General features: G+C 52.1%; 27 protein-coding genes. 8 read left to right on the plus strand and 19 right to left on the minus strand.

Annotated features, from left to right (window positions below):
* Positions 1-104: 104 nt before the first annotated feature.
* On the plus strand, positions 105-1,157 hold the full coding sequence (locus KO508_RS04880; RefSeq protein ID WP_216007166.1) for a 3-deoxy-7-phosphoheptulonate synthase: 1,053 nt from the start codon (positions 105-107) through the stop codon (positions 1,155-1,157).
* Here the strand turns inward: KO508_RS04880 and KO508_RS04885 are convergent.
* Complete coding sequence (locus tag KO508_RS04885) at positions 1,102-1,773, minus strand: LysE family translocator (RefSeq protein ID WP_216007167.1); 672 nt, start codon at positions 1,771-1,773, stop codon at positions 1,102-1,104. The genes KO508_RS04880 and KO508_RS04885 overlap by 56 nt on opposite strands.
* Before the next feature lie 217 nt (positions 1,774-1,990).
* On the opposite strand from KO508_RS04885, the gene KO508_RS04890 reads away from it, so the two are divergent.
* Positions 1,991-3,433: a dihydrolipoyl dehydrogenase gene (locus tag KO508_RS04890; protein ID WP_216007168.1), complete on the plus strand. Its 1,443-nt coding sequence runs from the start codon at positions 1,991-1,993 to the stop codon at positions 3,431-3,433.
* A gap of 118 nt (positions 3,434-3,551) precedes the next feature.
* Positions 3,552-4,025: a Dps family protein gene (locus tag KO508_RS04895; protein ID WP_216007169.1), complete on the plus strand. Its 474-nt coding sequence runs from the start codon at positions 3,552-3,554 to the stop codon at positions 4,023-4,025.
* 65 nt (positions 4,026-4,090) lie between these two features.
* Here KO508_RS04895 and KO508_RS04900 read toward each other — a convergent pair whose 3' ends face one another.
* From KO508_RS04900 to KO508_RS04930, 7 genes are all read right to left on the minus strand, one after another.
* The gene (locus tag KO508_RS04900) at positions 4,091-5,215 is read right to left on the minus strand and encodes an NAD(P)/FAD-dependent oxidoreductase (protein WP_216007170.1); all 1,125 of its coding nucleotides are present in this window, start codon (positions 5,213-5,215) and stop codon (positions 4,091-4,093) included.
* A gap of 11 nt (positions 5,216-5,226) precedes the next feature.
* Entirely contained in the window at positions 5,227-6,543 is a 1,317-nt protein-coding gene (locus KO508_RS04905) for a class I SAM-dependent methyltransferase (protein ID WP_216007171.1), read from the minus strand.
* Between the two features lie 174 nt (positions 6,544-6,717).
* Positions 6,718-8,013, minus strand: a complete 1,296-nt coding sequence (locus KO508_RS04910; RefSeq protein ID WP_216007172.1) for a TRAP transporter large permease — start codon at positions 8,011-8,013, stop codon at positions 6,718-6,720.
* Positions 8,010-8,555 (minus strand): TRAP transporter small permease subunit, encoded by a 546-nt coding sequence (locus tag KO508_RS04915; protein WP_216007173.1) that lies wholly within the window; start codon positions 8,553-8,555, stop codon positions 8,010-8,012. The genes KO508_RS04910 and KO508_RS04915 overlap by 4 nt, the downstream gene beginning before the upstream one ends.
* A 98-nt stretch (positions 8,556-8,653) precedes the next feature.
* Positions 8,654-9,730 carry a TRAP transporter substrate-binding protein gene (locus tag KO508_RS04920; RefSeq protein WP_216007174.1) on the minus strand — a complete coding sequence of 359 codons (1,077 nt, stop codon included), beginning with the start codon at positions 9,728-9,730 and terminating at the stop codon, positions 8,654-8,656.
* A gap of 141 nt (positions 9,731-9,871) precedes the next feature.
* Positions 9,872-10,330 carry an ATPase gene (locus KO508_RS04925; protein ID WP_216007175.1) on the minus strand — a complete coding sequence of 153 codons (459 nt, stop codon included), beginning with the start codon at positions 10,328-10,330 and terminating at the stop codon, positions 9,872-9,874.
* Between the two features lie 52 nt (positions 10,331-10,382).
* Positions 10,383-11,444, minus strand: a complete 1,062-nt coding sequence (locus KO508_RS04930) for an acyltransferase family protein (protein WP_216007176.1) — start codon at positions 11,442-11,444, stop codon at positions 10,383-10,385.
* Between the two features lie 117 nt (positions 11,445-11,561).
* Here KO508_RS04930 and KO508_RS04935 point away from each other — a divergent pair, with 117 nt between their 5' ends.
* The 3 genes from KO508_RS04935 to KO508_RS04945 all read left to right on the plus strand — a co-directional run bounded on the left by KO508_RS04935 (position 11,562) and on the right by KO508_RS04945 (position 13,699).
* A complete protein-coding gene (locus KO508_RS04935) occupies positions 11,562-12,629 on the plus strand; it encodes a beta-N-acetylglucosaminidase domain-containing protein (protein ID WP_216007177.1) in 1,068 nt (355 codons plus the stop codon).
* Between the two features lie 57 nt (positions 12,630-12,686).
* Positions 12,687-13,166, plus strand: coding sequence for a hypothetical protein (locus KO508_RS04940; protein WP_216007178.1), 480 nt, complete (start codon positions 12,687-12,689; stop codon positions 13,164-13,166).
* A 170-nt stretch (positions 13,167-13,336) separates the two neighbouring features.
* The gene (locus tag KO508_RS04945) at positions 13,337-13,699 is read left to right on the plus strand and encodes a T6SS amidase immunity protein Tai4 family protein (protein WP_216007179.1); all 363 of its coding nucleotides are present in this window, start codon (positions 13,337-13,339) and stop codon (positions 13,697-13,699) included.
* A 177-nt stretch (positions 13,700-13,876) separates the two neighbouring features.
* Here the strand turns inward: KO508_RS04945 and KO508_RS04950 are convergent, their stop codons facing one another.
* The 11 genes from KO508_RS04950 to KO508_RS04995 all read right to left on the minus strand — a co-directional run bounded on the left by KO508_RS04950 (position 13,877) and on the right by KO508_RS04995 (position 21,479).
* Entirely contained in the window at positions 13,877-14,287 is a 411-nt protein-coding gene (locus KO508_RS04950; protein WP_216007180.1) for a hypothetical protein, read from the minus strand.
* A 388-nt stretch (positions 14,288-14,675) separates the two neighbouring features.
* A complete protein-coding gene (locus KO508_RS04955; RefSeq protein ID WP_216007181.1) occupies positions 14,676-15,233 on the minus strand; it encodes a GNAT family N-acetyltransferase in 558 nt (185 codons plus the stop codon).
* Positions 15,234-15,441: 208 nt separating this feature from the next.
* A complete protein-coding gene (locus KO508_RS18805) occupies positions 15,442-15,687 on the minus strand; it encodes a DUF6434 domain-containing protein (RefSeq protein ID WP_252737810.1) in 246 nt (81 codons plus the stop codon).
* A 47-nt stretch (positions 15,688-15,734) separates the two neighbouring features.
* Entirely contained in the window at positions 15,735-16,148 is a 414-nt protein-coding gene (locus KO508_RS04960) for a PaaI family thioesterase (RefSeq protein ID WP_216007182.1), read from the minus strand.
* Positions 16,149-16,282: 134 nt separating this feature from the next.
* Complete coding sequence (locus KO508_RS04965; RefSeq protein WP_216007183.1) at positions 16,283-16,432, minus strand: type II toxin-antitoxin system RelE/ParE family toxin; 150 nt, start codon at positions 16,430-16,432, stop codon at positions 16,283-16,285.
* A 3-nt stretch (positions 16,433-16,435) separates the two neighbouring features.
* The gene (locus KO508_RS04970; RefSeq protein WP_252737812.1) at positions 16,436-17,092 is read right to left on the minus strand and encodes a helix-turn-helix domain-containing protein; all 657 of its coding nucleotides are present in this window, start codon (positions 17,090-17,092) and stop codon (positions 16,436-16,438) included.
* A 91-nt stretch (positions 17,093-17,183) separates the two neighbouring features.
* Positions 17,184-17,654, minus strand: a complete 471-nt coding sequence (locus KO508_RS04975) for a carboxymuconolactone decarboxylase family protein (protein WP_216007184.1) — start codon at positions 17,652-17,654, stop codon at positions 17,184-17,186.
* A gap of 129 nt (positions 17,655-17,783) precedes the next feature.
* Positions 17,784-18,272, minus strand: coding sequence for a hypothetical protein (locus tag KO508_RS04980; RefSeq protein ID WP_216007185.1), 489 nt, complete (start codon positions 18,270-18,272; stop codon positions 17,784-17,786).
* Between the two features lie 91 nt (positions 18,273-18,363).
* Complete coding sequence (locus tag KO508_RS04985) at positions 18,364-19,206, minus strand: TIR domain-containing protein (protein WP_216007186.1); 843 nt, start codon at positions 19,204-19,206, stop codon at positions 18,364-18,366.
* A gap of 546 nt (positions 19,207-19,752) precedes the next feature.
* Complete coding sequence (locus tag KO508_RS04990; RefSeq protein WP_216007187.1) at positions 19,753-20,463, minus strand: SIMPL domain-containing protein; 711 nt, start codon at positions 20,461-20,463, stop codon at positions 19,753-19,755.
* Complete coding sequence (locus tag KO508_RS04995; protein ID WP_252737814.1) at positions 20,460-21,479, minus strand: ChaN family lipoprotein; 1,020 nt, start codon at positions 21,477-21,479, stop codon at positions 20,460-20,462. The genes KO508_RS04990 and KO508_RS04995 overlap by 4 nt, the downstream gene beginning before the upstream one ends.
* A gap of 62 nt (positions 21,480-21,541) precedes the next feature.
* Between KO508_RS04995 and dauA the strand changes: the two genes are divergently transcribed.
* Positions 21,542-23,323, plus strand: a complete 1,782-nt coding sequence (gene dauA, locus KO508_RS05000) for a C4-dicarboxylic acid transporter DauA (protein ID WP_216007188.1) — start codon at positions 21,542-21,544, stop codon at positions 23,321-23,323.
* Positions 23,324-23,337: 14 nt separating this feature from the next.
* Positions 23,338-25,284 (plus strand): CASTOR/POLLUX-related putative ion channel, encoded by a 1,947-nt coding sequence (locus tag KO508_RS05005; RefSeq protein ID WP_216007346.1) that lies wholly within the window; start codon positions 23,338-23,340, stop codon positions 25,282-25,284.
* The last annotated feature ends 21 nt before the right edge of the window (positions 25,285-25,305 follow it).

Raw genomic sequence — 25,305 nt, forward strand, 5'->3', positions numbered from 1 at the left:
TGGCAGCCCGGGGAAAACCAGGCTGCCGTCGGACTCAGAAAGCCCCGACTGGTAGCCCAGCCGGGGCTTTTTTGATTCTGATACAGGGAAACGGGAAAACAGATATGAACATGCCTTTGAACGCCGCCGGGAAAGATCAGGCCCTAAGTGCAGCCGCAACTCACCGTGAGGAGACCGCGCTACCTACGCCAGCTGAGCTACGCCAGCGCTTGCCTTTGGATGAGCGGCTTGCCCGACAGGTGAGCAGGCACCGGCAAGCGATTCGCAATATTTTGCACGGCTCAGATGAGCGCACGTTGATCGTCGTCGGCCCCTGTTCGATTCACGATGAAGTAGCCGCGTTGGAGTATGGTGAAAAACTCAAAGCACTGGCAGACGCCGTCAGCGACCGCTGTCTAATTGTGATGCGCGCCTATCTGGAAAAGCCCAGAACAACCGTAGGGTGGAAGGGTTTGTTGTACGACCCCGAGCGCACAGGCACGGGCGATCTTAACGAAGGCTTGCTCCGTTCACGACGCTTGCTTCTTAACTTAGCCGAGATGGGGTTGCCATTGGCCACTGAAGCCTTGAGCCCTTTTGCCATGGATTACTTGGGGGACTTGGTGAGTTGGACTGCCATCGGAGCCCGCACCACCGAATCCCAGATTCACCGCGAGATGGTCAGTGGGCTGCCGATGCCCGCAGGTTTTAAAAATGGCACTGACGGTGGTATCAGCGTTGCGATTAATGCGATGAAGTCGGGAGCCCACCCGCATCACCACCTAGGGGTATCCAGTCATGGCGCGCCGGTTATGGTTAGTACCCGGGGTAACCCAGACACCCATCTTGTGCTGCGCGGCGGCAGGGGAATCACCAATTACGATGAAGTCAGCATTCAGCATGCCGTGAAGAGTCTGTCTGAAGCAGAGCTGTGCGCAGCCATTATGGTAGATTGCAGCCACGATAACGCCTGCAAACAGGCTGAGCGGCAGATCGATGTAGCCCGTGAAGTGATGCGCCAGAAGCATTCGGGTACCGCTGGTATTCGTGGGCTGATGCTAGAGAGTTTTTTAGAGGCAGGCCGACAAAACGACGGTGACGACCTGCGCTATGGATGCTCTATTACTGACCCATGCCTGAGCTGGGATCAGACGGAGGCTCTGCTCCGCTCACTGTAGAGAGTAAGAGGTGGCCTGCCAGTAATAGCAGAACACCACCCATGAGCCGGTCTAGCCAATGGCCAAACCGGTTAAAACCTTTGCGAACGGCGGGCAGGGTGAAGAATATGGCAACCAGAACGAACCAAACCCCTGTAGCCAGCGCCATATAAGCGCCATAGCTTGCCTGAATCGCTACTGGAGTGCCCGGGCTGATCACTACCGAAAACAGCGAAACAAAGAACAGGGTCGCTTTGGGGTTCAGAGCATTGGTTAAGAACCCCAGACGTAGTGCGGCAAAACTGGACTGCAATGTGTGCGGCTCGGTTTCCACATGAATTCCGCCCGCTCGGGCCCTGAGGCACTGCACAGCAATCCAGATTAAATACAAAGCCCCGGCAATCTTAAGTATGGTAAATAGCAGTATCGATTGCTGAATAATCAACCCAATACCCAGCAGCGAATAGCTTACGTGCACCAGAATGCCAGCACCGATACCTATGGCAGTGAGTAGCGCATTCCGGCGGCTTTGGCACAGCGCCTGTCGGATCATTACCGCAAGGTCTGGTCCCGGGCTGGCAACAGCCAGCAGATGCACAAGCGCCACAGTGAAAAATTCCGGCCAATAATTGTTCATACCTAAGGTTCTCGTTAACTATCAGAATTACGGGTAAAGGCTTATGGATAAAAATGCAGAGATTGCCAGAGTCTGTATAGGGCTGTCAGCATAAACCCAGTCGCCGGTTTTTTCACCTACCGCACAAAACAATCCCGGCCTCTATACTGGCGTATACTCGATTGAAGATTTCATCCACTTTCCCGGGCTTCGGGAGTATCGGTTTGGAGACTAATTTATGGAAAAGCGCGAAGTTGACGTTGCCATTATCGGTGCGGGCACTGCAGGAATGGTCGCCTATAGCCGCGTACGAAAAGTCACGGATAAGGTTGTGTTGATCGAAAGCGACCAGTACGGCACTACCTGTGCGAGAGTGGGCTGTATGCCAAGTAAACTTCTGCTTGCAGCTGCGAATAGCGCTTACCAGATGGCTCAGGCAGATCTTTTCGGAGTGTCTGCGGGCAAGATTACCGTAGACGGCAAAGCAGTTATGGCGCGAGTGCGCTCGGAGCGCGACCGGTTTGTCGGTTCGGTTCTCCGCTCCGTAGAAAAATTCTCTGAAGAGCACAAAATCAAAGGCCATGCTCGCTTTGCAGGGCCAAACCGCCTCATTGTCGACAACGATATCGAAATAAACGCCAAGCGTATCGTTATCGCTACCGGCTCTCGCCCCAACATTCCGGGGTTTTTGAAAGAAGCAAAAGACCGTTTGGTAGTAAATGACGATATTTTCGAATGGCAGGATTTGCCCGAATCGGTGGTGGTCTTTGGCCCAGGTGTGATCGGCTTGGAGCTAGGCCAGGCACTCAGCCGTCTAGGTGTTCGGGTAAGAATGTTCGGTGTGGGTGGCGCCGTTGGGCCGATTCAGGACGACAGTATCCGTGCCTATGCACTCAAGCGCTTCAATGAGGAGTTCCCGCTGGATCCGGATGGCGATGTGAAGCGGATTGAGCGCGTGGATGGAGGTGTGGCGGTTACATTCATTGATGGCAGCGCGGGCGAGAAAACCGAAACATTCGAATATTTGCTCGCGGCGACGGGGCGCAGGCCAAATGTCGACGGCTTGGATATACAAAATGCGGACATTGAATTAGACGACAAAGGCATGCCCCTTTATGACCCGCATACACTTCAGTGCGGGCAAAGCCACATATTCATTGCGGGTGATGCGAACAACCATTTGCCTCTGTTGCACGAAGCCGCAGATGAAGGTCAGATTGCTGGTAATAATGCGGCGTCTTACCCGGAAGTAAGAGCAGGCAAAAGAAACACCCCCCTTGCAGTTGTGTTTACCGACCCCCAGATAGTTAGTGTAGGGTTAACGATTAATGAAGTGGATGAGCGTTGTGGCGGCTGCTTTGCAGTAGGCGAAGTGTCGTTTGAAAATCAGGGGCGTAGCCGTGTGATGGGTAAAAACAGTGGCTTGCTGCGGGTATACGGCGAGCATGGAAGCGGGTTATTTATGGGTGCAGAAATGTTTGGCCCGGCGGCCGAGCACATAGCCCACTTGCTGGCATGGTCAGCGCAGCGCCGGTTAACCGTTAGCGAAATGCTGGAGATGCCGTTTTATCACCCGGTAATTGAGGAGGGCGTAAGAACGGCTCTAAGAGACCTCAACCGAAACCTAAATATAGGTCCGGCTCCGGAGGGTGATTGCACGGATTGTGGCCCTGGTGTTTAAACGCCCTAGAGATAAATTTCTGCTATGACCTAAATGGGATAACTCAACTTCACGAGAGCCTGAAGTTTTCGCTATTGTTAATTCAGGTTGAATTTTACAGCCACCAAGGAGGCATGTAATGAGCAAAAACTTTATTGGTCTAGATAAAGAAAAAACGGTAAAGCTGGCCGATTCTCTCAACGATCTGCTGTCCAACTATCAAATTTTTTACATGAATGTGCGCGGTTATCATTGGAACATCAAAGGCGATAACTTTTTTGAGCTGCATGTGAAATTTGAAGAGCTGTACGACGATCTGTTGTTAAAGATTGATGAGATCGCTGAGCGCGTTCTCACGTTGGGCCATCGCCCTTCTCATGCATACAGCACTTACATCGAGCGCTCGGAAATTCCTGAGCAGAAAAATGTTGCGGATGGCAAAGAGGCCATGAACAACATTGTCGATAGCTTTGCCAAGTTGATCGGCAAGCAGCGGGACTTGCTAAGCCTTGCAGGCGATGCAGAAGATGAAGGCACCGTTGCTTTGATGAGTGATTACATTTCCCAGCAGGAAAAAACGGTCTGGATGTATCGCAGCTATTTGGGCCACTAAGTCCCGGAAGCAATAAAAAGGCGGCCCGACGGCCGCCTTTTTTATATCTGCATGAAATGTGCGCGTTACGAATTCGCGGCTAGAGCTGGCACGTCTTGATGCAGAAACCACTTTTCTGTGATCACCTTGCGCGTAAACCAGTGTGATCGCATTAGCGTGGCGGCCAAGGGCATTTTGACCCAGCCCGGCACTTGAAAACCATCCTCGGTAACCGAGCCTCGATGGCCAAAACGCTCCGCAATAGCATCGGCGTAGGCCTGCAAGGAAGTGGCAGAAAAGTCTGGCGCTTGCAGGATTACGTCAGCCGCCAATAATGCAGATTCAACGGCCGGGCGAATCCCTTCACCGCTTTGGGTATAAGCAAGCCCCGCAGCATCGCCAATGAGCAAAAGGCCGTCGTCGAGCAGCGCTCGCCCGGCATGGTCATAGAGCAAATAAGCGTGACCTTTGAAACGGCTGGGCAGGTCTGCTGGAACCTTGCCTTTAGTTTTCATGGCCTCCACAAAATCCTGCAAATGGTCCGTCAGTTTGTGGTTGTCTTCCCGCCCGAGGCCAACGTTTAAGTAGTTACCCTTGCGGAAGACCCAAGCGTAACCTTTTAGGTCTTTGCAAAACCAAAGCTCGGGCGTGTCTCCTCGAGCTTCGCAGGCCTTTGCTTGTTCGTGAGTCATTTCAAACTCGATTTCTTTGGCGGCCACGACGGTCTCGTGGCTGCCCGGGCCGTTGCCAACCAGCCTGGCAACCGGGCAGAAGTGCCCGCCTGCGCCAACAATTAATGGCGCCGACCAGGTATCGTTGACCACCCAGTTGCCCTCTTTGCGAGTAATCGTTTTAACGGGTGTGCCAAGCTGTTTAGGGGTAGTTGTGCGCTTCAGTAGATAATCATCGAACTCGCAGCGCCTTATGCCATAGCTGACGACACTGCCATGATCATTTTCAACCGCCGTTTGCCCCATCATGCCGATCCGGAAACGGCGTATGGGTTGAAGCGTCCGCCCATTACCGTAATCGGCAAGGTTGATGTCCAAAGTTTCAATCACAGAGGGTGTCACCCAGCCTGCGCAGGTTTTGTCCCGGGGGAAAGCGTGTTTGTCGATCAGCAGGGCACACTTGCCGCTACCCTCAAGGGCTTTCGCGAGAGTAGATCCTGCCGGGCCAGCGCCAACAATAATCAGGTCATACGTTTCCATGTGCGATAACCTCAAACGCTTTCAGGTGCTGCGGGGAAGGTGTAAAGGTCCTGACGAGTTACAGGTAGCTGATTACTATCGCCATGGGTAAATACAACCTGAAATAGCTGCAGAGACCCCGCCCGAAAAGCGGCAATAGAGCCTGCCAGATACATGCGCCAAGCTCGGGTAAAATACTCGTCGTACATCTCAGTGATTGCGCTTTGCGCCCCATCAAAGCGTTCCATCCAAACGCTCAAAGTGCGGGCATAGTGGAGCCTCAGGTTCTCTACATCGAGCACACAAAAATCGCTGTGCTCACACAGGCCCATTATCTCGCCGATACTAGGGGGGTAAGCGCCGGGGAAGATGCGCTTTTCTATCCATGCGTTCATCAACATGGGCCTGTTGCGGCCAATGCTGTGAATGAGTGCTATGCCATTGGGCTTTAGTGAGCGTTTAATCAGCTCTGACAACTCAGTGAAATTATCTTTGCCCACATGCTCTAACATGCCAACCGACACAAAGGCATCGTACTGGCCATGAATGTTTCGGTAGTCGTCTTTAATATACTCAATTTGTGTGTGCAGCCCTTGCTTGCGGGCCTGCGCTTGAGCATAAGCAATTTGCTCCTCCGAAATATTGTAGGCGTGAACCTTAACTCCGTAATGTCGTGCCATGTAACGCGCCAGACCACCCCAGCCGCAACCGGCTTCAACGACGGTCATGCCGGGTTTGAGTCTGAGCTTTCTGCAAATATACTCCAGCTTTGCCAACTGTGCTTGCTCTAAACTCAGTTCCGGGCGCTCATAGTAGGCGCAGGTGTACTGCATTTCGGCCTGATCAAGCCAAAGCCGATAGAAGTCGTTGCCTAGATCGTAGTGGTGGCGAATGTTTTCCGGTGCTTCCGAAGGACCTGTTGAGCGGGGCGCATGGTTCCGCCATAGAGCCTCAAGCCAACGTGGCCACTTTTGGCGAGCCTGATGAATAGTCCGGTAGAGCGATTCCATCAGCTCGGGCAGATCGCCCTCCACATCTAGGCGCCCGGCACTGTATAGGTCGCCAAAAGCGAGATTAGGGTTGGCGACCAACGCGTATAGCGCTTTTGGGTCGGCTAGATAAACGGTAAACAGTGCAGGTTGCCCATGGGGTTCAATTTCATCGTTGTTCCATAAGCGGAATCGAATGGGAGGAGACCCTGCCATGCGCATGAGCTTGGCTACCAGCCAACGCTCGTGGGAATGTGGTTCGCGAGTTACCTGAGTGTCCTGCAGGGGCAGGTTTAGGACGTGGGATTGGTGGGTGAGGCTGTGCTGGGGGGCGCTTTTTCGAGCGCTATTCTTATTCACGGACTCTGCTCCCTTTTTTACCCTAACATTGCTGTTCAGGCTGGCGATTGTGCGCCGAGGCTTATCCCGAATACTTGTCTGAGAATTGTTGGTTACTTACTAAGTATAGAGAGTGTTTTGTGTTTGTCAGGTATGCAGTCGCAGCCGGGCTTGGCGACCCGGCTGCGCCACAAGTCAGTAAGAGGAGCTCATGCCGAACCACTCGGGGAATACCACGATCAGCGCCAGCACAAACACCTGAAGGAAGATAAACGGCAACACGCCTTTGTAGATATCGACCGTTCGCACTTCCGGCGGTGCCACCCCTTTTAGGTAGAACAAAGAGAACCCGAAAGGTGGTGTGAGGAAGCTGGTTTGCAAATTCATGGCGATGAGAATGGCGAACCAGAGCATGTTGATGCCCAAAGCTTCAGCCACGGGCGCCAGAATTGGCACGATGATAAATGAGATTTCCACAAAATCGATGAAAAAGCCCAGAATCATAATCACCAACATGGCGAGGATGATAAAGCCCCACTTCTCACCCGGTAGCGCCAGCATCCACTCTTCCAAAAGATAGTCGCCACCTGTGTAGCTAAAGACCATGGAGAAAGCCGTAGCACCGATCAAGATGGCAAACACCATGGCGGTTACCTTGACCGTATCTTTCGATGCATCCCAAACCATTTGGAACGAGAACTGACGGTAGATGATGGCCAGAACAATCGCGCCAACACCACCCAGAGCGGAAGATTCTGTAGGTGTGGCAATGCCAGTAAAGATTGAACCGAGAACGATAACAATCAACGCCAATGGCGGAATGATCGCCAGCAGCGCATTCATAACTTCCTTTTTACGGGAAATGCTGTCGTCTTTTGGCATCGCTGGTGCCGTTTCGGGCTTGAAGCGGGTCATGATCAGGATATAAGCGATATAAAGCCCGATAAGTACCACGCCAGGCCCGACGGCAGCTTTGAACAGGTCGCCAACAGGAAGCCCGAGCACATCACCCAGAATGATCAGAATGATCGAGGGCGGAACAATCTGCCCTAGAGTGCCCGCCGCACATATGGTGCCAGTTGCAAGGCGCTTGTCATACTTGTGGGCTAGCATAACCGGTAAGGAAATCAGGCCCATGGCTACTACGCTTGCGCCCACAACGCCGGTGGAAGCCGCGAGCAAAGCGCCCACAAGAATCGTAGATATGGCCAAGCCGCCGGGTAGCCCGCCAAACAGTCTGCCCATGGAGGTTAATAATTGCTCTGCGAGGCGGGTGCGCTGCAAAATAACGCCCATAAAAATAAACAGGGGCACAGCCATCAGGACGGTGTTTTGCATAACGCTCATGATGCGGTAAGGCATGAAGGCAAATAAATCCATGCCCTCTGCGAACACACCAAAGAACAAAGCAACGCCACCAAAGGTGAAGGCAACGGGGAAGCCCAACATCAGCATGAATAGGGCAACCAAAAACATAATCATACCGATCATGCGAGACCTCCTCCGCTGTGCTCACCTTCGTACTGTTTCTCACCAGCCATAACTCGCAGAGCGTAGGTAGCCATGTTGAGACCAGCTGTAGCGATAAAAAAGGCGGTGATCGGGATAATAGATTTAATGATCCAGCGTTGGGGTAACCCGCCGGGGTCGCCGCTGCCTTCGCCCATCTCGTAAGCATTCACGGCGAAATCGTAACCATAGATGCCAATCAAGTAGGCAAACGGAATTACAAATATCAGCGCACCTATGAGGTTTACCCAGGCCTTGGCTTTGCCGCTCCAACGCGTATAAAAAACGTCAACCCGTACGTGGCCATCGGTGCGCAAGGCATATGGAATCCCGAATAGGAATACCACCGAATACAGGTGCCATTCCATCTCCTGCATACCGATAGAAACTTCGTTAAACGCATAACGGGCAACAACGTCGTAAAAAACATTACCAGCCATCAGCAACATCGCGACACAGGCAACCCAGCCACAAAGAGCGGACAAACGGGCAAGGCCTTCGTCCAGTTTTATAATCCACTGCATTTACTATCCTCCGCCAAGGGCTGGCTTTTTGCTATTGCTATATACAACAAAGCCGGGACCACCTCCGAAGCGATCCCGGCTCCATTACAGCCTCTATCTTACTCTACTGTACCCATGGTGTTCAGGTATGCGCGCTCAGAAATATCGGTATATGCGCGGCTCTGCTCCAAATAATCTTGCTGCGATTTTACAATTCGAGCAGCCTGCTCGTTGCTTTCAGATGCTTCTTTCAGCAGCTTTTTGTTGGCGTCGAACATAGCCTGGAAAATATCCTGCGGGAACTGCTTAATCTGCACGTTCGGGTAGTCTTTCTTGATGTTGGCCCAGGCTTCCGCATTTGCATGCTGAGAAAGAACCAGCATGTCGTAAGAAGCTGTGCGCATTGCTACTCGCATGATTTCTTGCAGGTCGGCTGGCAACTTTTCCCAAACCTTCTTGTTGATCAAGAATTGCAGTTCAGTGGATGGCTCGTGCCAGCCTGTGTAGTAGTAGTCAGCAATCTGTTGAAAGCCAAGACGCAAATCCAAAGCTGGGCCTACCCACTCAACCGCATCAATGGTGTTGCGCTCAAGAGCGGTGTATAGCTCACCCGGTGCAATGTTGGTGGGGTTAACGCCTACTTCAGCGAAGACTTCACCAGCGAAGCCAGGGATGCGCATCTTCAGGCCTTTCAGATCGTCCAGTGATTTGATCTCTTCACGGAACCAACCGCCCATTTGAACGCCCGTGTTGCCACCTGGGAAGGAGAGCATGTTATGAGGCGAATAGACTTCCTGCATAAGCTCCATGCCGCCGCCGTGATAGAACCATGCATACTGTTCCATGGCGTTCATGCCAAAAGGCATGCTGGTGAAGAACAGAGTCTCGGGAACCTTGCCCTTCCAGTAGTAGGAGGCGGAGTGGCCCATGTCGTACTGGCCAGCCTTAACCATATCAAACACGCCTAGCGGCGCTTTATGCTTGTTGGCAGAATCGATACGGATTTTTATGCGCCCGTTTGACATGGTCTCTACGGACTTGGCGAAGTTCTTGGTAGTGTCACCAAAAATCGGGAAGTTAGGGCCCCAGGTTTCGGCCATTTTGAGAGTAAAGGTATCTTCAGCGAATGCTTGCGCAGAAGTGAAAGTAGCGGCCACGGTGATTAACGCCGCAGAGAGAACGGAACGAATCTTCATTGCTCTTGTGTCCTTTTGTCATTTTTATAGGTCTAGCCTGAGCTTCTTTCGAGAGGCCTTACGACTCGTTCACATTATCAAGTATCTTGTGCGTCAGTAAAATGAAAAAACGCCCTGTTACGACATAGGTCGTAGACCGAATCAAAGGTCGTTCATTCTGCCAATCTGGCTGGACAGCTGCATGGCTTCGTGTTGCTCAAGGGACAAGAGGTCTTCAAGCAGTGTTTTTGCGCCTTCGATTTCTGCCTTGCCGATGAGTGTTTTGTACAGATCCATCACTTGGTCGTGGAAGGCAAAGATCTCTTTGGCTATGTCATCAAAGCTCATTGTCGTAAACCTCGGGTCGCAGGCCGCGCCAGGTTTGAGCGGTTTGTGATTTTGGTAATCATAAAGCCGCGTTTGTAAAACCTTGGGGTTAGCCTGCTTCTCAAACTCCGTCACGGTTTTTGCCAGCATAGCTTCGTGGCTAGCAACGTAGTCCATAAGCGCACTGGTGCGCTCATTGTTGTGCTTCTCAGCAGCGTCGTGCAGGCACCTTGCCAAATGAGCATGCAGTTGGCGGGTCCAGTCAATCAGGTCTTCAAAGGTTTTTATTTCCATGGCTAAACTCCGTCAATCGAGTGTTTATTCAGCTTAATGATCACAGATTAGTCTATTTAGCGGCTTTTGCTGCTGAGCCTATTGTTTGAGCCGTTTCAGCGCGGCTGCGCCAGCTTCGGAACCGGTGCAGTGCCGGTTTCTCCACAGTGTAATGAATCAGCGAGGCGAGAAGAAAGGCTGTGCCAAGCGCTAGGCTAACGCCCAACCATCCCGGCAGGCCTACGCTGTAGCCCCAGCTAATCACGCCATAACCAATGTTTTGGTGCACCAGATAAAGGCTGTATGAAAGACTGCCTAACCACAGCAAGGGGCGGTTTGCTAGCCAGTTGAGGCGCCCGGAAACGGCCAGTGCAAATACTGTGAAACACCCGAGTACGAACAAACTGTAAGGCAGTTTATAGGCAAAGAGCCCGTGGCCTACCGCAAGAGCCAGCAATGCTGAGTCTGCCATTATCGGTCGGCCGTAACGGTAAATACGGTATATCAGCATGCCACCAATAAACAGCGGAGCGTACTTCACGAACATCAGGTCTTTGACCAGAAATTCCACGCCTTCAGGTATTTGCTTCCACCAAATTACACCAGCGTAGCTCGCCAGCATCCAAACCCAGAACGCCAAGCGAAGTTTTGACCAGTCGCGCAACGTATAAAACAACAGTGCCATCCAGCTATAGAAAGTGACTTCTACAACGAGGCTCCAATAAGCGCCGTCTACATGCTCGGCACCAAAGTATTCGTGCAGCAAGGTGGCGTTGAGCAACGCGGTCTCAAAACTTACCGCCCGGCTCTCCGGGCCCAGAAGGTGCACGGATACGAACGTTAGAATAATACCTGTCCACAGTGCCGGTAAAAGCCGAACCGCTCTTGCCAATCCAAACCAAGCGGCGTTGCGAGTGCGCTCAAGGGTCATGAAAATGACAAAACCACTGAGTATGAAAAACAAGTGAACGCCGTATCGACCGAAGAGGAGCGTGTCTGTTAATAGCTGGGGAATGTCGAACCCATGGCCGAAAAGCTTGTCGTAATAGGGCAGGTAATGAAAAAGCACGACCCCCAAAGCAGCGAGGCCACGCAATGCATCAAGACTGCCCAGCCTTGTCTGAGAAGGACTCATAGCGGTTTCCGTAGGAATTTTCTCTATAGTAGCCTGCTTTGGCTGCAGGCAGTACGGGTGGGATATACCATTCGCTTGCCGTAGGTATACCATGTGGTAATAAACAGGGAGAGCGCCATGAGCACAACGCTGGGGATTATTGAAGGGTTCTATGGGCCGGTATGGAGCTGGCAAGAGCGGCAACAACTGGTACGTGCGTTGGCCCCGCATGGCTATGGCTTTTATTTGTATGCGCCTAAGGCCGATGCTTTTCTGCGTCGGCGCTGGCAAGAGCCTCATCCACCGGAAATGACATCGGAGCTTGCCGAGTTCGGCCGGTTTTGCCGTAAGCAGGGGCTGCGGTTTGGTATAGGGCTGAGCCCCTTTGAAATCTTTAATTGTTTTGACGAAGCTGCCCGCACTGCGCTCGCCGCGAAGCTAGAACTGCTTGACCGCATTGGTATTGATGAACTGGCCATTTTGTTCGACGACATGAAGGCCGACACGCCCGCGCTTGCGGAAACTCAAGCGGAAATCATGCACTGGATTCGCGAACGCACTCAGGTTCGCATTCTTTCAATATGCCCCAGCTACTATTCCGATGATCCGGTTCTGGACCGGGTGTTTGGTGAGCGCCCATCAGACTATCTGGAAACCCTTGGCCGACTTCTGCACCACGACATTCAAGTTTTCTGGACAGGCGAGGAAGTCTGCTCAAGAGAGATTTCTCCCGGCCACCTAAAGCGCGTCGGCGACCGGCTTGGCCGTAAGCCAGTGCTCTGGGATAACTACCCAGTGAACGACGGCGACCGCATGTCGCGGCATTTGCACTTGCGGGCATTTACCGGCCGCCCAGCGGCGAATGCGGCCTATCTGGCAGGCCATGGCATCAACCCAGCCTTGCAACCAACATTAACCACGATTCCCGCAATTACTCTGGCCGAATCCTATCGACAGGGGCCGGAATACCAATATGGGCAGGCGTTTCGCCATGCCGCAAAGGAAGTGCTTGGGCGGGAATTTGCAGACCAACTTCATGCTGACCTACTGGTGTTGCAAGATGCGGGCTTGGGGCGCATCAGCGAGGAAAAACGACAAAGCCTAATACGCACCTACGACGCCTATGACCACCCTGCAGCTGGCGAAATCCTCCGCTGGCTGGTGGGGGAGTATCAGGTGACGGATGAGATGGTGCAGACTCAGTGAGGTGTTCCCTTGCAATGCTAGCTCGAAGGTCCATAGCTCGCAGTGAGACATAACGGCATGAGGTGTTTCTCCTTTTCTTTGTTGGTAGCGGCACTTTTGCAGGCTGGCTGTAGTTACGCGGGGCAACCGCTGAACACTGAAGCGCTTGATGCGCAGCAGCGTTTTTTACAAAAAAGCGTAGTGCAAACCCAATTTAGCGCCGTGGTGCGTGTGTACAGTGTTAGTAGTGTAGCCATTGCCAATAGTCCAAACATGGTGTGGCATATTTACCGTGCCGAGATCATCACTCCTATCCGGGGTCGACAGCGTGGTGATATTAGCTATGCAATGGCGGTAGAAAAAGGCGAGGAAACGGTGATTCCCGAAGAGCCGGTGTTGCTAACATTGTGCGTGAATAACGATGATGCCCTTGTTGCTGACTTCTATTGGCCAGGCACCGGGGCCGAGTTTGTGGTTACGCCAGCGCTGATACAAGTTGCTCAGTTGGCTGCTGCAAGTAGCGATAAGGGCCAAAGTCAGTTTGCTATGTGTGACTAAGCAATAGCGCAACACGCTATGGAAGGGAAAGTTTCTTCTGGTGAGAGTGGCGACTGGTATATTTTTCGAGTTGGTGATTTGGTCTCGTTTGTTTCAGAAAGAAATGGGGCTACCTGTTCCGGCAGCTGTTACTTTCCGAGGGTGCGAAGAGCATTGTTTTGGGAGTTAAAATGAAAAAGGCTTTATTGCTTTGCGCTGTTGTTGCCCAGAGTGCATGTGCCAATGCTGATCGCTCAGGCACTCCAATGTACCCTCCGGAAATCATTTTTAGAAATTACGCCTTGAGCACCTGTCTTGCTGATGCGTTCGAAGGCGCCGAATTAAGGAAGGATGCCAGCGCTACCGCTGCTGGTTTTCTTGAGTTTGGAACGGGCCCTATCGAAGCCTATACAGAGGCTACTTTGATGGGGCGCGATTTCCTGAAAAAGAACTATGATGGCAAGGCTCCGGTTGAGTTCAATACAAAGAAATGCATTGATTTTTTCCATAGTGAGGAACTCGATAGGCTAGTCGAACGGTATATCGCGAATTAGCGTGACGACTGTGCCCAAAAGCTCCACGAAACAGGTAAAACACCGGGGCAAAAGGCAGAAGTGCTTGGGGCAAGCCGTAATCGCGGATATGGATAAAATTCATCCGTGACTCCTGATTTTTTGTTCATAGTGCTCGCGGAGTAAGGGTGAGCTTGCATCGCGTACTGCGAGGCTTTGTTAATTCAATATTTCAATGTACCACTTGGGCTTGATGCGCCCGAAATCCTTACGGGTATTGGATTTCAGTGCCTTTTTTGAGTCCAGTACCTTCGCCTCGCCGTGCTCCCTGATGAAAACAACCCAGTGCCAAAAGGGCTTACCTTGTTCGATGCGCCATTTGATGGCCATAAGAGCCCTATCTGGTAGACACTCCCAAGCTTCAAAAGGTGTTTCTTTGGGCGAAACAGAGATGCCGAGTTCACGAAGTAATGTCCGAACGTGCTCTGTTTCTGACCAAAGTGTTGAGTCTGTCGCGTAAATGCCTAGTGCATTTGCTTTTTGCTGGGCTTCTGCGTAGCTGACACCGGCAAGAGCGGCACATGCCGCAATACCGCAGCCGGTTAATTCTTCTTGAATCACAGGTTCCATAGCTTTACCAATTAACGGCTGGGCTTGGGTCTTTGTGCAACAACAACTGCAGCTCTTCAGGTTCTTCCGTGAAGGTTGCATTCGTAATTTCTGGCTCCAGAGCTTATATCTATTGCAATCTCTGCGAGATCTCGAAGGCTGTCATGCCAGTAAGACACGTCGTTTACGAACTTCTGGCACATGGTTATGAATGTTCCGGCCACATCCCATCCATCATAACTGGATAGGTAATCGGCTTATAATGGGTAAATTCAATATCTCGGACGTGGGTGAAACCACTCCAAAGCATCCTCGCGCCCTTCATCCATTGAGATGGCTTAACCCGTTTCTCTATCTTCTCGACTTCCTCAGCCGTAGCTCCGGGGCCGGAACGAACCGGAGCTAATGGTTAGGCTTTTGCATCCCACTGTTCTCGTCGTAACCGATAAAGTACATGCGGCCGCAACAGACTATCCTCGGGTAAACTGGGATGTTCGAACTCGCAACTGTAGTTCATGCCGATGCGCTCCATGACACGGCGCGACCGCCGATTGCCTACGGTGGTAAAGGAGACAATCTCAGGTAGCGCCAGCCGGTGAAACGCAACATTGAGCGAGCCAAGTGCAGCCTCTGATGCATAGCCTTTTCCCCAGTGGGCTGACGATAATCGCCAACCAATCTCGACACACGGCGAAAAAGGCAAGCTTGCTGTAGGTACGTGTAGCCCACAAAAACCAATAAAGGGCACGACACCCTTAACCTCTAGTGCCCAGAACCCCCAACTGCGCCGCGCAATGAGCGAGCGAATTTTGTCCGCCATCTCATTACTCGCCTGACGACCCAACGGTTCGGGAAAGAACTCCATAACCTGTGGGTCAGCGTTAAGTGCTGCGAACGGCTCGAAATCACTTTCTCGCCATTGCCGCAAACGCAGTCTCTCAGTCTCGAATTCTAATAATTCTGCCATAGTAGGGTGTGCCTTGCCTCGGAAGCGTTATAAGGCTATAGAAAAAAACTAGCCGCTTTACTCGGTGACGCTCCTAAGTGAAATCCGGGTGTGTTTTCGATGATGACGGCGCCCGACCAGAGCACCCGGTGAGGGGCTTCGGCCCGGAACAACCTTGATGACCTTGCTGTGCGGCAGGTTCAGATTCAACATCAACCACATCAGGGCTCTACCCTTTTCTTTTGCTTCGTTGCCGCCACTCGATGGCCACCTCGCCCATCGTTTTGGGCTCTCCGTTCTTTATCCAAGCCATAAATTCCCGGTCAAACCTGAAATCAGATCCGCAACACCCTTGCAGAAATCGGCGCACATTCTGCGTATTCCGATAGGTGCTCGTCACCGGAGTACTTTCAGTAATGTGATCACTGTGCCAGTCAAAAGCACTCTCTCGCACTGTCAACTTTCGATCCCTCATAAAGCGTGCATAAGCGGCGCCATTCGACTGCGTACTGATGCGGATGGTTATATCTTTTGATTGACTTTGTTGATGGTTCCTTGGGCAACCGCAACTGTGCGCTCACCATCGCCGCCAATCGCAATGACGTGACACTGGCAAACCGCCTGATTTTTGCCCGACGACAATACCGTAGCCTTAGCTACTAGTTTTTCGCCCAAGGCGGGACGTAGGTAATTAATCTTGTACTCGGAAGTAACTGAATCACCCAAAACAGATCCACCCGCATAAGTTAATGCGTTGTCGGCGAGGTAGCTGACAACCCCGCCATGAACGAACCCGTGTTGCTGTTTCAGCTCATCACGCACAACCAGTGTAAGAACAGCCGTACCTGGTTCAAATATTTCAAGCTCAGTACCGAGCATGGTGCTGAAGGGCTGACTCGCCAATATCGCCTTACCAAACTCAAACAGCTCACTCATTACTCGCAGATCCTATAGATATAACGCCCGGCTTTGCGGAGCGCCAGCGCATCCGACAACAGCCACTGGTTAAGCTGCTTCGAAGTCCAGACGGTGAATGAATTCATCAGGATGCGGCGGATTATGCATAGTCATTAGTGATAGTCTCCATAATCAAGAATGTAGGCGTTGCCGTCCTGAAATTCGAACGTCATCCGCCAATTTCCGTTAACCCAAATCGACCAACGCCCTTTGTCTTGACCCTTCAATGGATGAAGCCGAAAGCCAGAGATGTCCGCGGTCACTTGTTATACCTGCCCCGGTGTAATACGGGCAATGGAGCGGAACTCTCTTGTCATATGAGCCTGATCGCAGAATCCGAATTGTTGGGCGACATCGGCCAGGTTGACATTCTCTCGCATCCGTAAAAAGCTGATTGCTTTTCTTATTCTTAATATACGCTGATAACGCTTGGGCGGCATCCCCAGCCAGAGCTTGAACAAACGTTCGATCTGTCGCTGGCTCAGGTCATTGCTTTGACTCAATTGCCCCGGAGCTTTGTCTTGCTCGATACACGCCAGTGCCTTCTGCAGAGGATCCGGAATAACCTTGGTGACATCCAGAGTTGTGTCGGCCCATCGGTGCAGAGCATCAACCTTGCGTTCGTTACTTTTTTGCATCCGGAGTTCAGCATAGACCCGATAGAGGCGATATAGCTGATCGTGTTCTGGTGACAATAACGTGGGCTTGTCATAGTGTTGCCCCAAGACGCCATAACCCACCGCTGGATGGAAACGAATACCGGCTAGCTGCGCCCCGGAAGCCAGCACAATGGTCTCCGCCCTGGTGCTTATCGGAAGCAGGATCACACCTTCCGGCAAAGCTTCCTCGCCAATCGCCACATCACCCGCAAGATTAAAAATAATGCCACTGCCGGCATCCGAGTACAGTGGTTTCCTTACCAAACCCGGCCAGGGTACAGAAGCGGACCAAACCGCCTGGACAAATGCAGCCAGCTGCCCCGAGGGTTGAGACAGCTGAAACTCGAATGCCTGTTTAACGGAAGCTTGCTGGTTTATAACTGCCCACCTCTGGCGTAAATGCTTTTACCATCCGGTTCCAGCTGTTGATGGCGTTAATGGCTATGGTCAAATCGACAACCGCTTGTTCGCCCAATACGTCGATTACCTTCTGATAGCTCGTGTCGTCCACCCGTTTACCAGAGGTGACATGCTCTGCCCAATTTAGTGCAGTACGCTCTGCGTCTGAATACAGAGGCATATCTCGCCACGCGCTTAAGCCAATGATACGTTTATGAGTTTCACCCTGAGTTAGCGCATCTTTGCTGTGCATATCGATACAGAAAGCACACTGGTTAATTTGCGACACTCGCAGTTTAACCAATTCCCAGACCACGGTTGTCACTGTGTCTGAAGCGTTAAATTGCTCACGTAAATAGCTTTCCTGATTCATCAGGATTTGCATCGCTTTGGATGCGAGGTCGAAGTAGTTTGCCCGTAAAGCCATCGCCTATTTCCTCAGTGGTTGCTTCAGGCAATAAGGTATGAAATAGGTCTCGGCGGGTATTGAATATTTCCGACATGCCATCGGTTCCGAGAGAGGCGTCGCCGCGCCTGCATTGGTTAAAACCTACCATCAGGAACCTCCGAGGTTAGCCAGCCGCACCGCAACGTTGTTGTGTTGCGATCCAGTTTCATTCTCATGCTGCGAGCCGAAAAGATTGACCCACTGCCCCTGAGCCAACACCAACTCCCCGGTGCCAACACTGCTCCCATTGCTTGTAGTGTAATTGCCAGCATAGTTGAACTGAAATTGGCCGGACGAGCCCATGATTGGCTTGAGTTCATAACCTATGGACAACTCACTGGAAGAGGCAAAGCCTTTATCCTTGCTCGATACGCTAACCCTTAAAAGTCTCGATTCTTCCAGAAAGCTTGGCAATAAATCAGAGGGTAAGCTATCCGATTGTGTAGCCTGACACTCACAATACCGAATCTCCAACACCAGCGGTTTATTGGCGAGATAGTCTTCAGGAGCCGAGTTGTCGGCAAGAGCAATGCTAGGAATCAAGGATAGAAAGAGCAGATTAACCCGCAGAGTAATTTGTGTTGCGATCCGTTGCATGTGACCTCCTGTATTTACGTATTAACGCGTTGGCTTTGCGGCGTGCCGGAGCGCTAGCGTAGGTGCGTCCGACAACAGCCATTTGTTATGTTTACAATAAAGCAGAAAGGTCAACTGTATATCCTGCTTCCCTTAACTCCTTTGCTAGATCAAGCTTCCAAGCACCTCTAAGGTCTAGATCAATGTAGACGACACCGCTTATATCATTAGGCGCTTCAACACCATCTACTAACAAAGCCGAAACTCTTGGGCGCCCCAGCCGACCTATAAAGTATCCATGCTCGAATACAACATTTTGCCTGGCTCTAGATTTTAGTTCAGGGGATTCGGATTTCTTGGCACCTATGTCACACGGTGTATACAAGATAACTGCATATCCAACGTCACTATTTGCCTCAATCTTCTCAATAATCGTTCGGCTTGAACTTGTTTGCTCGTGCAGCACGATTGGTTCCAAGTTCGCCTTTTCGAGAAAACGAGCCATTTCTGATTTAGCTGCGCTATCGTGACCATGAACAACAAAAACTTTCTTATTGTCCGACGCCAAATTAACTGGCGGAGCTTCCTTTTTCGACTCGTTAGCGACAGAGTCTTTTACTTCCTTTATTAAATTACGCGTTAAATCAGTTGTGTAGCCATCGCCACTTATTACATCTTCGGTAGACAGAAACACAATGAAATTTGGAGGAATGTTACTGTTCGCTACATCAGCCGTGCCTGAAGCGTCCCTCTCTGTTTGCTTAATCTTGAGCGAACGTATCTTGCTAAATTCAAGGTAGGCGCCGTCAACAAGGATTTCATCTCTTAGCACGTAAGGTCGGATTATTTCATCTCTAATTTCTTCTAGGTCCGTGCGGTCACATTCAATAACCTTGATGAAGTGTCCATTTTTGTTCTTTTCATTGGTTTCAACAACAATATGAAAAAAGCTCATGATATTCCTTCAAAGATCCAGCAAGACTTTCTACGGCGCGGAAACATAACAGCGTGTTAGGCGGAAGTAACTTTTACGGCACAAACGTGACTTCCATAATTTACTCCGCTCTAACCTGATTTCGCCAAAAAATATTGTTTAATAACAATGTCTTATGGGGTCTTAAGCTGTCGAGCTTTGTAATCGCGTGACGTCTTCATTGTTGCAATAACTCCGCATCACTCGCTTTTTCGGCTGACGCAGCCGCCTTGAGCAATCTCTGTAACAGGTGCCATCACTCACAGTAAAACAGAGTCCAATAAAGCCGGAAAAAACTCAACGTAAAATTAGAAGGCGCTTCCGCTTTACGTATTTTCATCACCGACGCCTCAGGTTTTTGAAGTATCGTATCATTGCGCGGACAACCTGCCTCCGGGCTTGGATTTGATCCTGTCTCACCCGTTCAATATCAACGCCGCTTTGCCCATTCCTGTATCTGGCGTGGAATGACTCTGAAACGGTTCTTTCGATTGTGACTGCAGGGTCACTGTCTGGCACCTCTATAAGCTATCGCAAATAGTACTCAACGGTAGAAACTACCCGCACGGTCTTTACCGGATGTTGTTGCTCTGAAACCCCCGGAGCCTGATCCCTGGCCAGTATTTGGAACACGCCTTGATTGGCTCGGCGTAGGTCGCCCAGTTCGGTTTTAGCATCTTCGGCAAATTGGCTGGCGGCTTCTCGGGCAGATGCCGTGGCTTCAGCAATCATGTCTGGTTTGATGTCGTTCAGGCCGTTGAACAAGTAGGTTGGGCCGCTTGGGCCATAGTCGGAAGAGAGCACCACGCCAGAATCCACCAGTTCGCTTACGCCTTGTGCGGCTTGGCGGATTTTCTCGATATCTTCACTGCGCACCATCAGAGTCTGGCTGATGATAAATTTCTGTTGGCTATTGTTGTCCTGATAAGGGTTGGCTCGGGTGTCGGTCACATCCAGCCGTTGCAGTTCCACGGCGCTATCGCCGATGGCCTGCAGTTTCAGGAATGCCATGATGGCGTTGCGGCTGCTGCGGGCTTTGTCCTGAGCTTCGCTTAGGCTAACCCCGGTGGCAACAAAGCGGATTGGCCACAGGGCTAGGTCGGCATTTACTTCCCGTTCTGCAACACCTTTGACCGTTACGTAGCGATCACCGGTACGCAGGTCGGTGAGGCCATCGCTAATCAGCGAGGCTGACATGATGGCACTTAAGCCCAGAATTAGGGCAGCTATGACTTTCATGGAGAGTCTCCCGGGCAGGTGTCATCAGAGGGGCGTTTGAACCTTGCAGACATTGCTTTGTGTTCGCGGTCTTCATCAACGAACTCTGTCGGCAAAGGCTGGATAAAATAAAGAAAATCGCCTTTGTTTTGGTTCTCATGCAGTGGTGCTGTCTCGGCATCTGCCGGCCATACTACCGGTGAAATCACGGCAACCGAAATATTCGGCGCCCGTTGCTTCAGCAAGGCGACGGTGCCCAGATGTTCTTCGCTGTGAAATGTGCCGGTGGTGTGGATGATCTGGGCCTGAGGGTGGGCTTTCCGGGCAGCGAGTATGCGGCTTGCCATGGTGTTGTCTCGCAGCAGTTGGGCATGGTAGGTGTTGTTCATGCGTTCGCGCATGGCGTCGTCTGCTGCGCCGTGGCTGCTGGTAAGGGTGGCGTCGAATTTTTCCCGGTAGGCGGGCGTGTCCATGAATGGATTGTTGGGTAGTTGCGCCTGTTCGTTGGTTGGCAGCTGATTAAGATGCTCCGGCCCTGTGCGGCCGACACAGCGCACCATGGCTGCGGGGGCGTTGGCGGCAATAACTGGCAGGCCATGTTGCCGTGCAAATTCCACCAGTGGGCGGTAGGAGGCGCGGTAATTCGGCCAGGCATCGCTGTCTTCTATAAATTCGGTTTCACCGGTTTTGCCACTCAGGTAGGCGTCGACAGCCGCTTGGTTATCCAGATTAAACTGCTCCATAGACAGCACCTGCTGCGGCTGCTGGCGGTAAAGAGCTGTTTGAATTTGCGATTGCAGTAGGTGTGCGGCTTGATGCCCATGGTATTCACCTATGACCACTACGTCAGCCCGAGACAGCTTTTGGGCAAGTGCTTCTAGGCTCAATACCATACCTGTGCTGGCATCGCTCAAACGCCACTCATAAAGGGTTTCTGGCCTTGTATCCGCATTATCTTTGCTGGAAAAAAGCATGGTTGCACACCCCGTGAGGCTGCCAATCAATAAAGCCAGCGTGGCGATGGATAAACTTTTCATGGCGAAATTATATATGATGTAGGGCCTCGCTACTTGCATGTATTCTCAGACACGAGGTCAGTATGCCCCATCGCGCTCATCTTTTTTCATTGCGGCTTGCCCACGCCTTCCGTGAAGCCTGTATTGATCAGCCCTATAACAGCCGCCGCTTTCTACGGGATTTAATGGCCGGTGTTACGGTGGGCATTATTGCAATACCGTTGGCCATGGCGTTGGCGATTGCAAGCGGCGTTGCGCCACAGTATGGCCTCTACACGGCGTTTATTGCCGGGTTTATTATAGCGCTAACGGGCGGTAGCCGGTTCAGTGTCTCCGGCCCTACGGCGGCTTTTGTCGTTATCCTTTACCCCATCGCGCAATCATACGGTCTTGGTGGCCTATTGCTGGCAACCCTGATGTCCGGGGTGTTGTTAATCGTTATGGCGCTCATGCGGCTGGGGCGCTTCATTGAATACATCCCCGAATCCGTCACCCTTGGGTTTACAGGTGGTATTGCAGTGGTCATTGCAACGCTACAGGTGAAAGACTTCTTTGGCTTGTCTGTGGAGAGTATGCCAGAGCATTACTGGGACAAGCTGGCGGTGCTGGCGCAGAATCTTCCGGCGTTGGATAGTATGAGTGCTCTGGTTGCGGTGGTTACGCTTGTGGTCATGCTGCTTTGGCCGCGCCTGAAAACGCCTGTTCCACCGCATTTGCCAGCGGTGATCATTGGTAGCCTGTTAGCGGCTTGGCTGAACGCCAATGGTGCCGCAGTGGATACCATTGGCTCGCGCTTCAGCTATTTGTTGCCTGGAGGTGGCGTTGGTGCAGGTATTCCGCCTTTTTTGCCGGAGTTTTCTTGGCCCTGGCAGCAGGCTGACGTGAACGGTAACCCTCTTGGGTTTTCGTGGAGTATGGTGCGCGAGTTGCTACCGGCGGCTTTTGCCATTGCGATGCTGGGCGCCATCGAGTCCCTGCTTTGTGCCGTTGTGCTTGATGGCATGACCGGCAAGCGCCACAGTGCTAACAGCGAACTGATGGGGCAGGGGTTAGGTAATATCATTGTTCCCTTCTTCGGAGGCATTACCGCTACGGCTGCCATTGCCCGGTCTGCTGCCAATTACCGGGCTGGTGCGGAATCGCCGGTTGCCGCTATGATCCATGCGCTTGTGGTGTTGTTGGCGCTGGTGTCACTGGCCGGCGTACTCGCTTATTTGCCCATGCCTGCCATGGCTTCTTTGCTGATTATGGTGGCGTGGAACATGAGTGAGGCACCCAAGGCTGTGCATCTTCTAAAAACCGCACCGCGCAGCGATGTATTGGTCTTCCTTACCTGCTTTTCCCTTACTGTGGCTCTGGATATGGTGATTGCCATCACCACAGGTGTTCTGTTGGCCGCCGTGCTGTTCATGCGGGAAATGGCGGAGATGACGAAAGTAACCGATATCACAACCGGTAAGCGGGTGAGCGATGAAAATCTTCCCTCTGGCTGGAAGGTTTTCAAAATCAACGGCCCGCTGTTTTTTGCGGCGGCCGACCGTATTTTTGGAGAGCTAGCGGAGCTGTCTCGCAACGTGGACGGGTTTATTCTATATATGGATGGCGTTACCGTTCTGGATGCGGGTGGACTGTCTGCCCTCAATAAGTTGGTAGCAACCTGCCAGAACAACGGCACCCGTATTGTGATTGCAGATCTGCAGTCCCAGCCCCAGCGCACACTAGCCCGAGGTGGTTTGGGCCCAGTGGACGGGGTTCTACAATTTACTTCGTCGCTGCGGGAAGCACTGGCACTGCCATTGTCATCTATCGCCCCACAAAGCTCATCGCCTTCCGAACCCAACTCAGTGCACATCGGACCTAACTGATGAAAAAAACCGCCATGCTGCCGTTTCGCGTCGTCGACCGTGTGAAGTTTATTGTTGAGCGACAGCTGGTAAAGGGTGCAGGCTTCCAACTTCTGGTGGTAGGTATTTTTATCGGCCTTATCTCGCTCATCGGGGGGCTGCTGGTGGTTCCGCAGGGCGGTGAGTTTGATGATCCGGGCTCTGCTGTCTGGTGGGCTTTTTTAAGGCTCACTGATCCCGGCTACTTGGGTGACGATATTGGTGTCTGGCAGCGAATCGTCTCAACGGCGTTGACGATTCTGGGCTACGTAGTGTTCATGGGCACTCTGGTGGCTATTCTGACTCGCTGGTTGATTGCCAAGATGGAAGAGCTAGAGCGTGGGCTGACGCCGGTCACTCTGAAAAATCATGTTGTCGTGCTGGGTTGGACGGCCCAGACGCCGCCATTGGTGTCAGAATTGTTTGGGGCGTCTGGGCGTATGCAGCGATTCCTCGAAAAACACGCCACCCAAAAACTGCGCTTGGTGGTGCTGGCGGAAGAGGCCAGCGCAGCACAGTTGCACGAGTTGCAAAACGAGCCGGGGGTGGGCCGCCGTGCCCGCGAGGTCATACTGCGAAGTGGTTCCGCCATTCAGCCGGATGCCCTGCACCGGGTGGCGTGTCTGGACGCAGCCGCAGTCATTGTGCCCAGCCAGACCCATCACGCTGGCAGTCTGGTAACCTCCGATATCGAAACGGTAAAAGCTCTATTGTCTATTGCGGCCCAGGCCCGGCACCTGAGTGCGCCGCTACCCTATGTGGTTGCTGAAATTCAGGATATGCGCAAATTGTCGGTGATTGAACGAGCCTACCCCGGTGCTGTGGAAGTAGTGGCTGGCGACGCCACCATCAGCAGGCTCATGGTACAGAACGTCCTTCATCCCAACCTTTCGGAAGTCTACAACGAGTTGCTGACTGCAGGTGAGGGTAGCGAAATCTTCGTGCGCGGTGGTGAAACTGCAGAGGGCCTTACCCTGTCGGAGTTGGCAACTCAAAGACCCCATGCGGTTGTACTGGGTCTTTTACACCCTGCTGAATGCGGCGGTTGGAAAGTGAATTTGTTGGCGTCGTCAGACACGCTCATTCGAAATGAAGATCGAGTTGTCTTGCTCGCTAGCGATTATCAGCACACCAGTGCCGACCCGAAAGCACAGCCTCTGGCTAGCATCAAGCGGACAAGTGCACAGGCTGTTGAGCGGCCGGAATCCAACACTCACCGGGTGCTGGTGCTTGGCTGGAATCGCCGAGTACCCAGTTTGTCTACGGAATTTGGCAGCTACAATGGTCGTCACTTTCAACTGGACATGGTGTCGTCCATACCCCTGGAAGAGCGCCAATGGGAAATTGCTCGTTATGGTGTTGATCTGGGCAAGATTAACGGTCGCCTGCTGGAAGCCGATTACATGGTGGAAGAGGACTTAAGAAATCTGGACCCTGCCAGTTACGATACTGTCATGCTACTTAGCAGCGACCGTATCGGTTCCGATGAAGAGGCGGACGCCCGCGCCATGGTGGGCTATCTGCAACTGGAGGATATTTTGGCTCAATCACCGCGCAGGCCTCAGGTGATTTTGGAGTTGAGCGATCCCGACAATCGGCATCTGTTGTATGGCCATCAGAGTGAAATGTTGATCAGCCCGATGATTCTGAGTCATGTGCTGGCTCAAGTCGCCCTGCGTCGAGAATTTCGGGTGGTTCTGGATGAGTTGTTTACCGTGGGTGGCGCCGAAATTCAATTCCGTGACCCGCACGATTACCCGTTGCCTGCTAGTGCTGATTTCAAACTGCTCGAAAAAATTGTCGCCGAGCGAGGAGAGATTGCACTAGGTGTATTCCGGACAAATGCCGACGAGCGGGGGCGGCACCTGATGTTGAATCCGCCCCGGGATCACTATCTGGAGTTGCAATCAGGCGACCAGCTTGTGGTTTTGTCCGCCAGTTGAAGCCCCGTGCTGGGTACCTGA

This window comes from Marinobacter salexigens (assembly GCF_018860765.1).
GTDB lineage: Bacteria > Pseudomonadota > Gammaproteobacteria > Pseudomonadales > Oleiphilaceae > Marinobacter > Marinobacter salexigens_A.

Excerpts from the sequence above, each read along its gene's own strand:
- KO508_RS04880 (WP_216007166.1), top strand. The coding sequence starts at position 105 with ATGAACATGCCTTTGAACGCCGCCGGGAAAGATCAGGCCCTAAGTGCA.
- KO508_RS04885 (WP_216007167.1), bottom strand. The coding sequence starts at position 1,773 with ATGAACAATTATTGGCCGGAATTTTTCACTGTGGCGCTTGTGCATCTG.
- KO508_RS04890 (WP_216007168.1), top strand. The coding sequence starts at position 1,991 with ATGGAAAAGCGCGAAGTTGACGTTGCCATTATCGGTGCGGGCACTGCA.
- KO508_RS04895 (WP_216007169.1), top strand. The coding sequence starts at position 3,552 with ATGAGCAAAAACTTTATTGGTCTAGATAAAGAAAAAACGGTAAAGCTG.
- KO508_RS04900 (WP_216007170.1), bottom strand. The coding sequence starts at position 5,215 with ATGGAAACGTATGACCTGATTATTGTTGGCGCTGGCCCGGCAGGATCT.
- KO508_RS04910 (WP_216007172.1), bottom strand. The coding sequence starts at position 8,013 with ATGATCGGTATGATTATGTTTTTGGTTGCCCTATTCATGCTGATGTTG.
- KO508_RS04915 (WP_216007173.1), bottom strand. The coding sequence starts at position 8,555 with ATGCAGTGGATTATAAAACTGGACGAAGGCCTTGCCCGTTTGTCCGCT.
- KO508_RS04920 (WP_216007174.1), bottom strand. The coding sequence starts at position 9,730 with ATGAAGATTCGTTCCGTTCTCTCTGCGGCGTTAATCACCGTGGCCGCT.
- KO508_RS04925 (WP_216007175.1), bottom strand. The coding sequence starts at position 10,330 with ATGGAAATAAAAACCTTTGAAGACCTGATTGACTGGACCCGCCAACTG.
- KO508_RS04930 (WP_216007176.1), bottom strand. The coding sequence starts at position 11,444 with ATGAGTCCTTCTCAGACAAGGCTGGGCAGTCTTGATGCATTGCGTGGC.
- KO508_RS04935 (WP_216007177.1), top strand. The coding sequence starts at position 11,562 with ATGAGCACAACGCTGGGGATTATTGAAGGGTTCTATGGGCCGGTATGG.
- KO508_RS04940 (WP_216007178.1), top strand. The coding sequence starts at position 12,687 with ATGAGGTGTTTCTCCTTTTCTTTGTTGGTAGCGGCACTTTTGCAGGCT.
- KO508_RS04945 (WP_216007179.1), top strand. The coding sequence starts at position 13,337 with ATGAAAAAGGCTTTATTGCTTTGCGCTGTTGTTGCCCAGAGTGCATGT.
- KO508_RS04950 (WP_216007180.1), bottom strand. The coding sequence starts at position 14,287 with ATGGAACCTGTGATTCAAGAAGAATTAACCGGCTGCGGTATTGCGGCA.
- KO508_RS04955 (WP_216007181.1), bottom strand. The coding sequence starts at position 15,233 with ATGGCAGAATTATTAGAATTCGAGACTGAGAGACTGCGTTTGCGGCAA.
- KO508_RS18805 (WP_252737810.1), bottom strand. The coding sequence starts at position 15,687 with ATGAGGGATCGAAAGTTGACAGTGCGAGAGAGTGCTTTTGACTGGCAC.
- KO508_RS04960 (WP_216007182.1), bottom strand. The coding sequence starts at position 16,148 with ATGAGTGAGCTGTTTGAGTTTGGTAAGGCGATATTGGCGAGTCAGCCC.
- KO508_RS04975 (WP_216007184.1), bottom strand. The coding sequence starts at position 17,654 with ATGGCTTTACGGGCAAACTACTTCGACCTCGCATCCAAAGCGATGCAA.
- KO508_RS04980 (WP_216007185.1), bottom strand. The coding sequence starts at position 18,272 with ATGCAACGGATCGCAACACAAATTACTCTGCGGGTTAATCTGCTCTTT.
- KO508_RS04985 (WP_216007186.1), bottom strand. The coding sequence starts at position 19,206 with ATGAGCTTTTTTCATATTGTTGTTGAAACCAATGAAAAGAACAAAAAT.
- KO508_RS04990 (WP_216007187.1), bottom strand. The coding sequence starts at position 20,463 with ATGAAAGTCATAGCTGCCCTAATTCTGGGCTTAAGTGCCATCATGTCA.
- KO508_RS04995 (WP_252737814.1), bottom strand. The coding sequence starts at position 21,479 with ATGAAAAGTTTATCCATCGCCACGCTGGCTTTATTGATTGGCAGCCTC.
- dauA (WP_216007188.1), top strand. The coding sequence starts at position 21,542 with ATGCCCCATCGCGCTCATCTTTTTTCATTGCGGCTTGCCCACGCCTTC.
- KO508_RS05005 (WP_216007346.1), top strand. The coding sequence starts at position 23,338 with ATGCTGCCGTTTCGCGTCGTCGACCGTGTGAAGTTTATTGTTGAGCGA.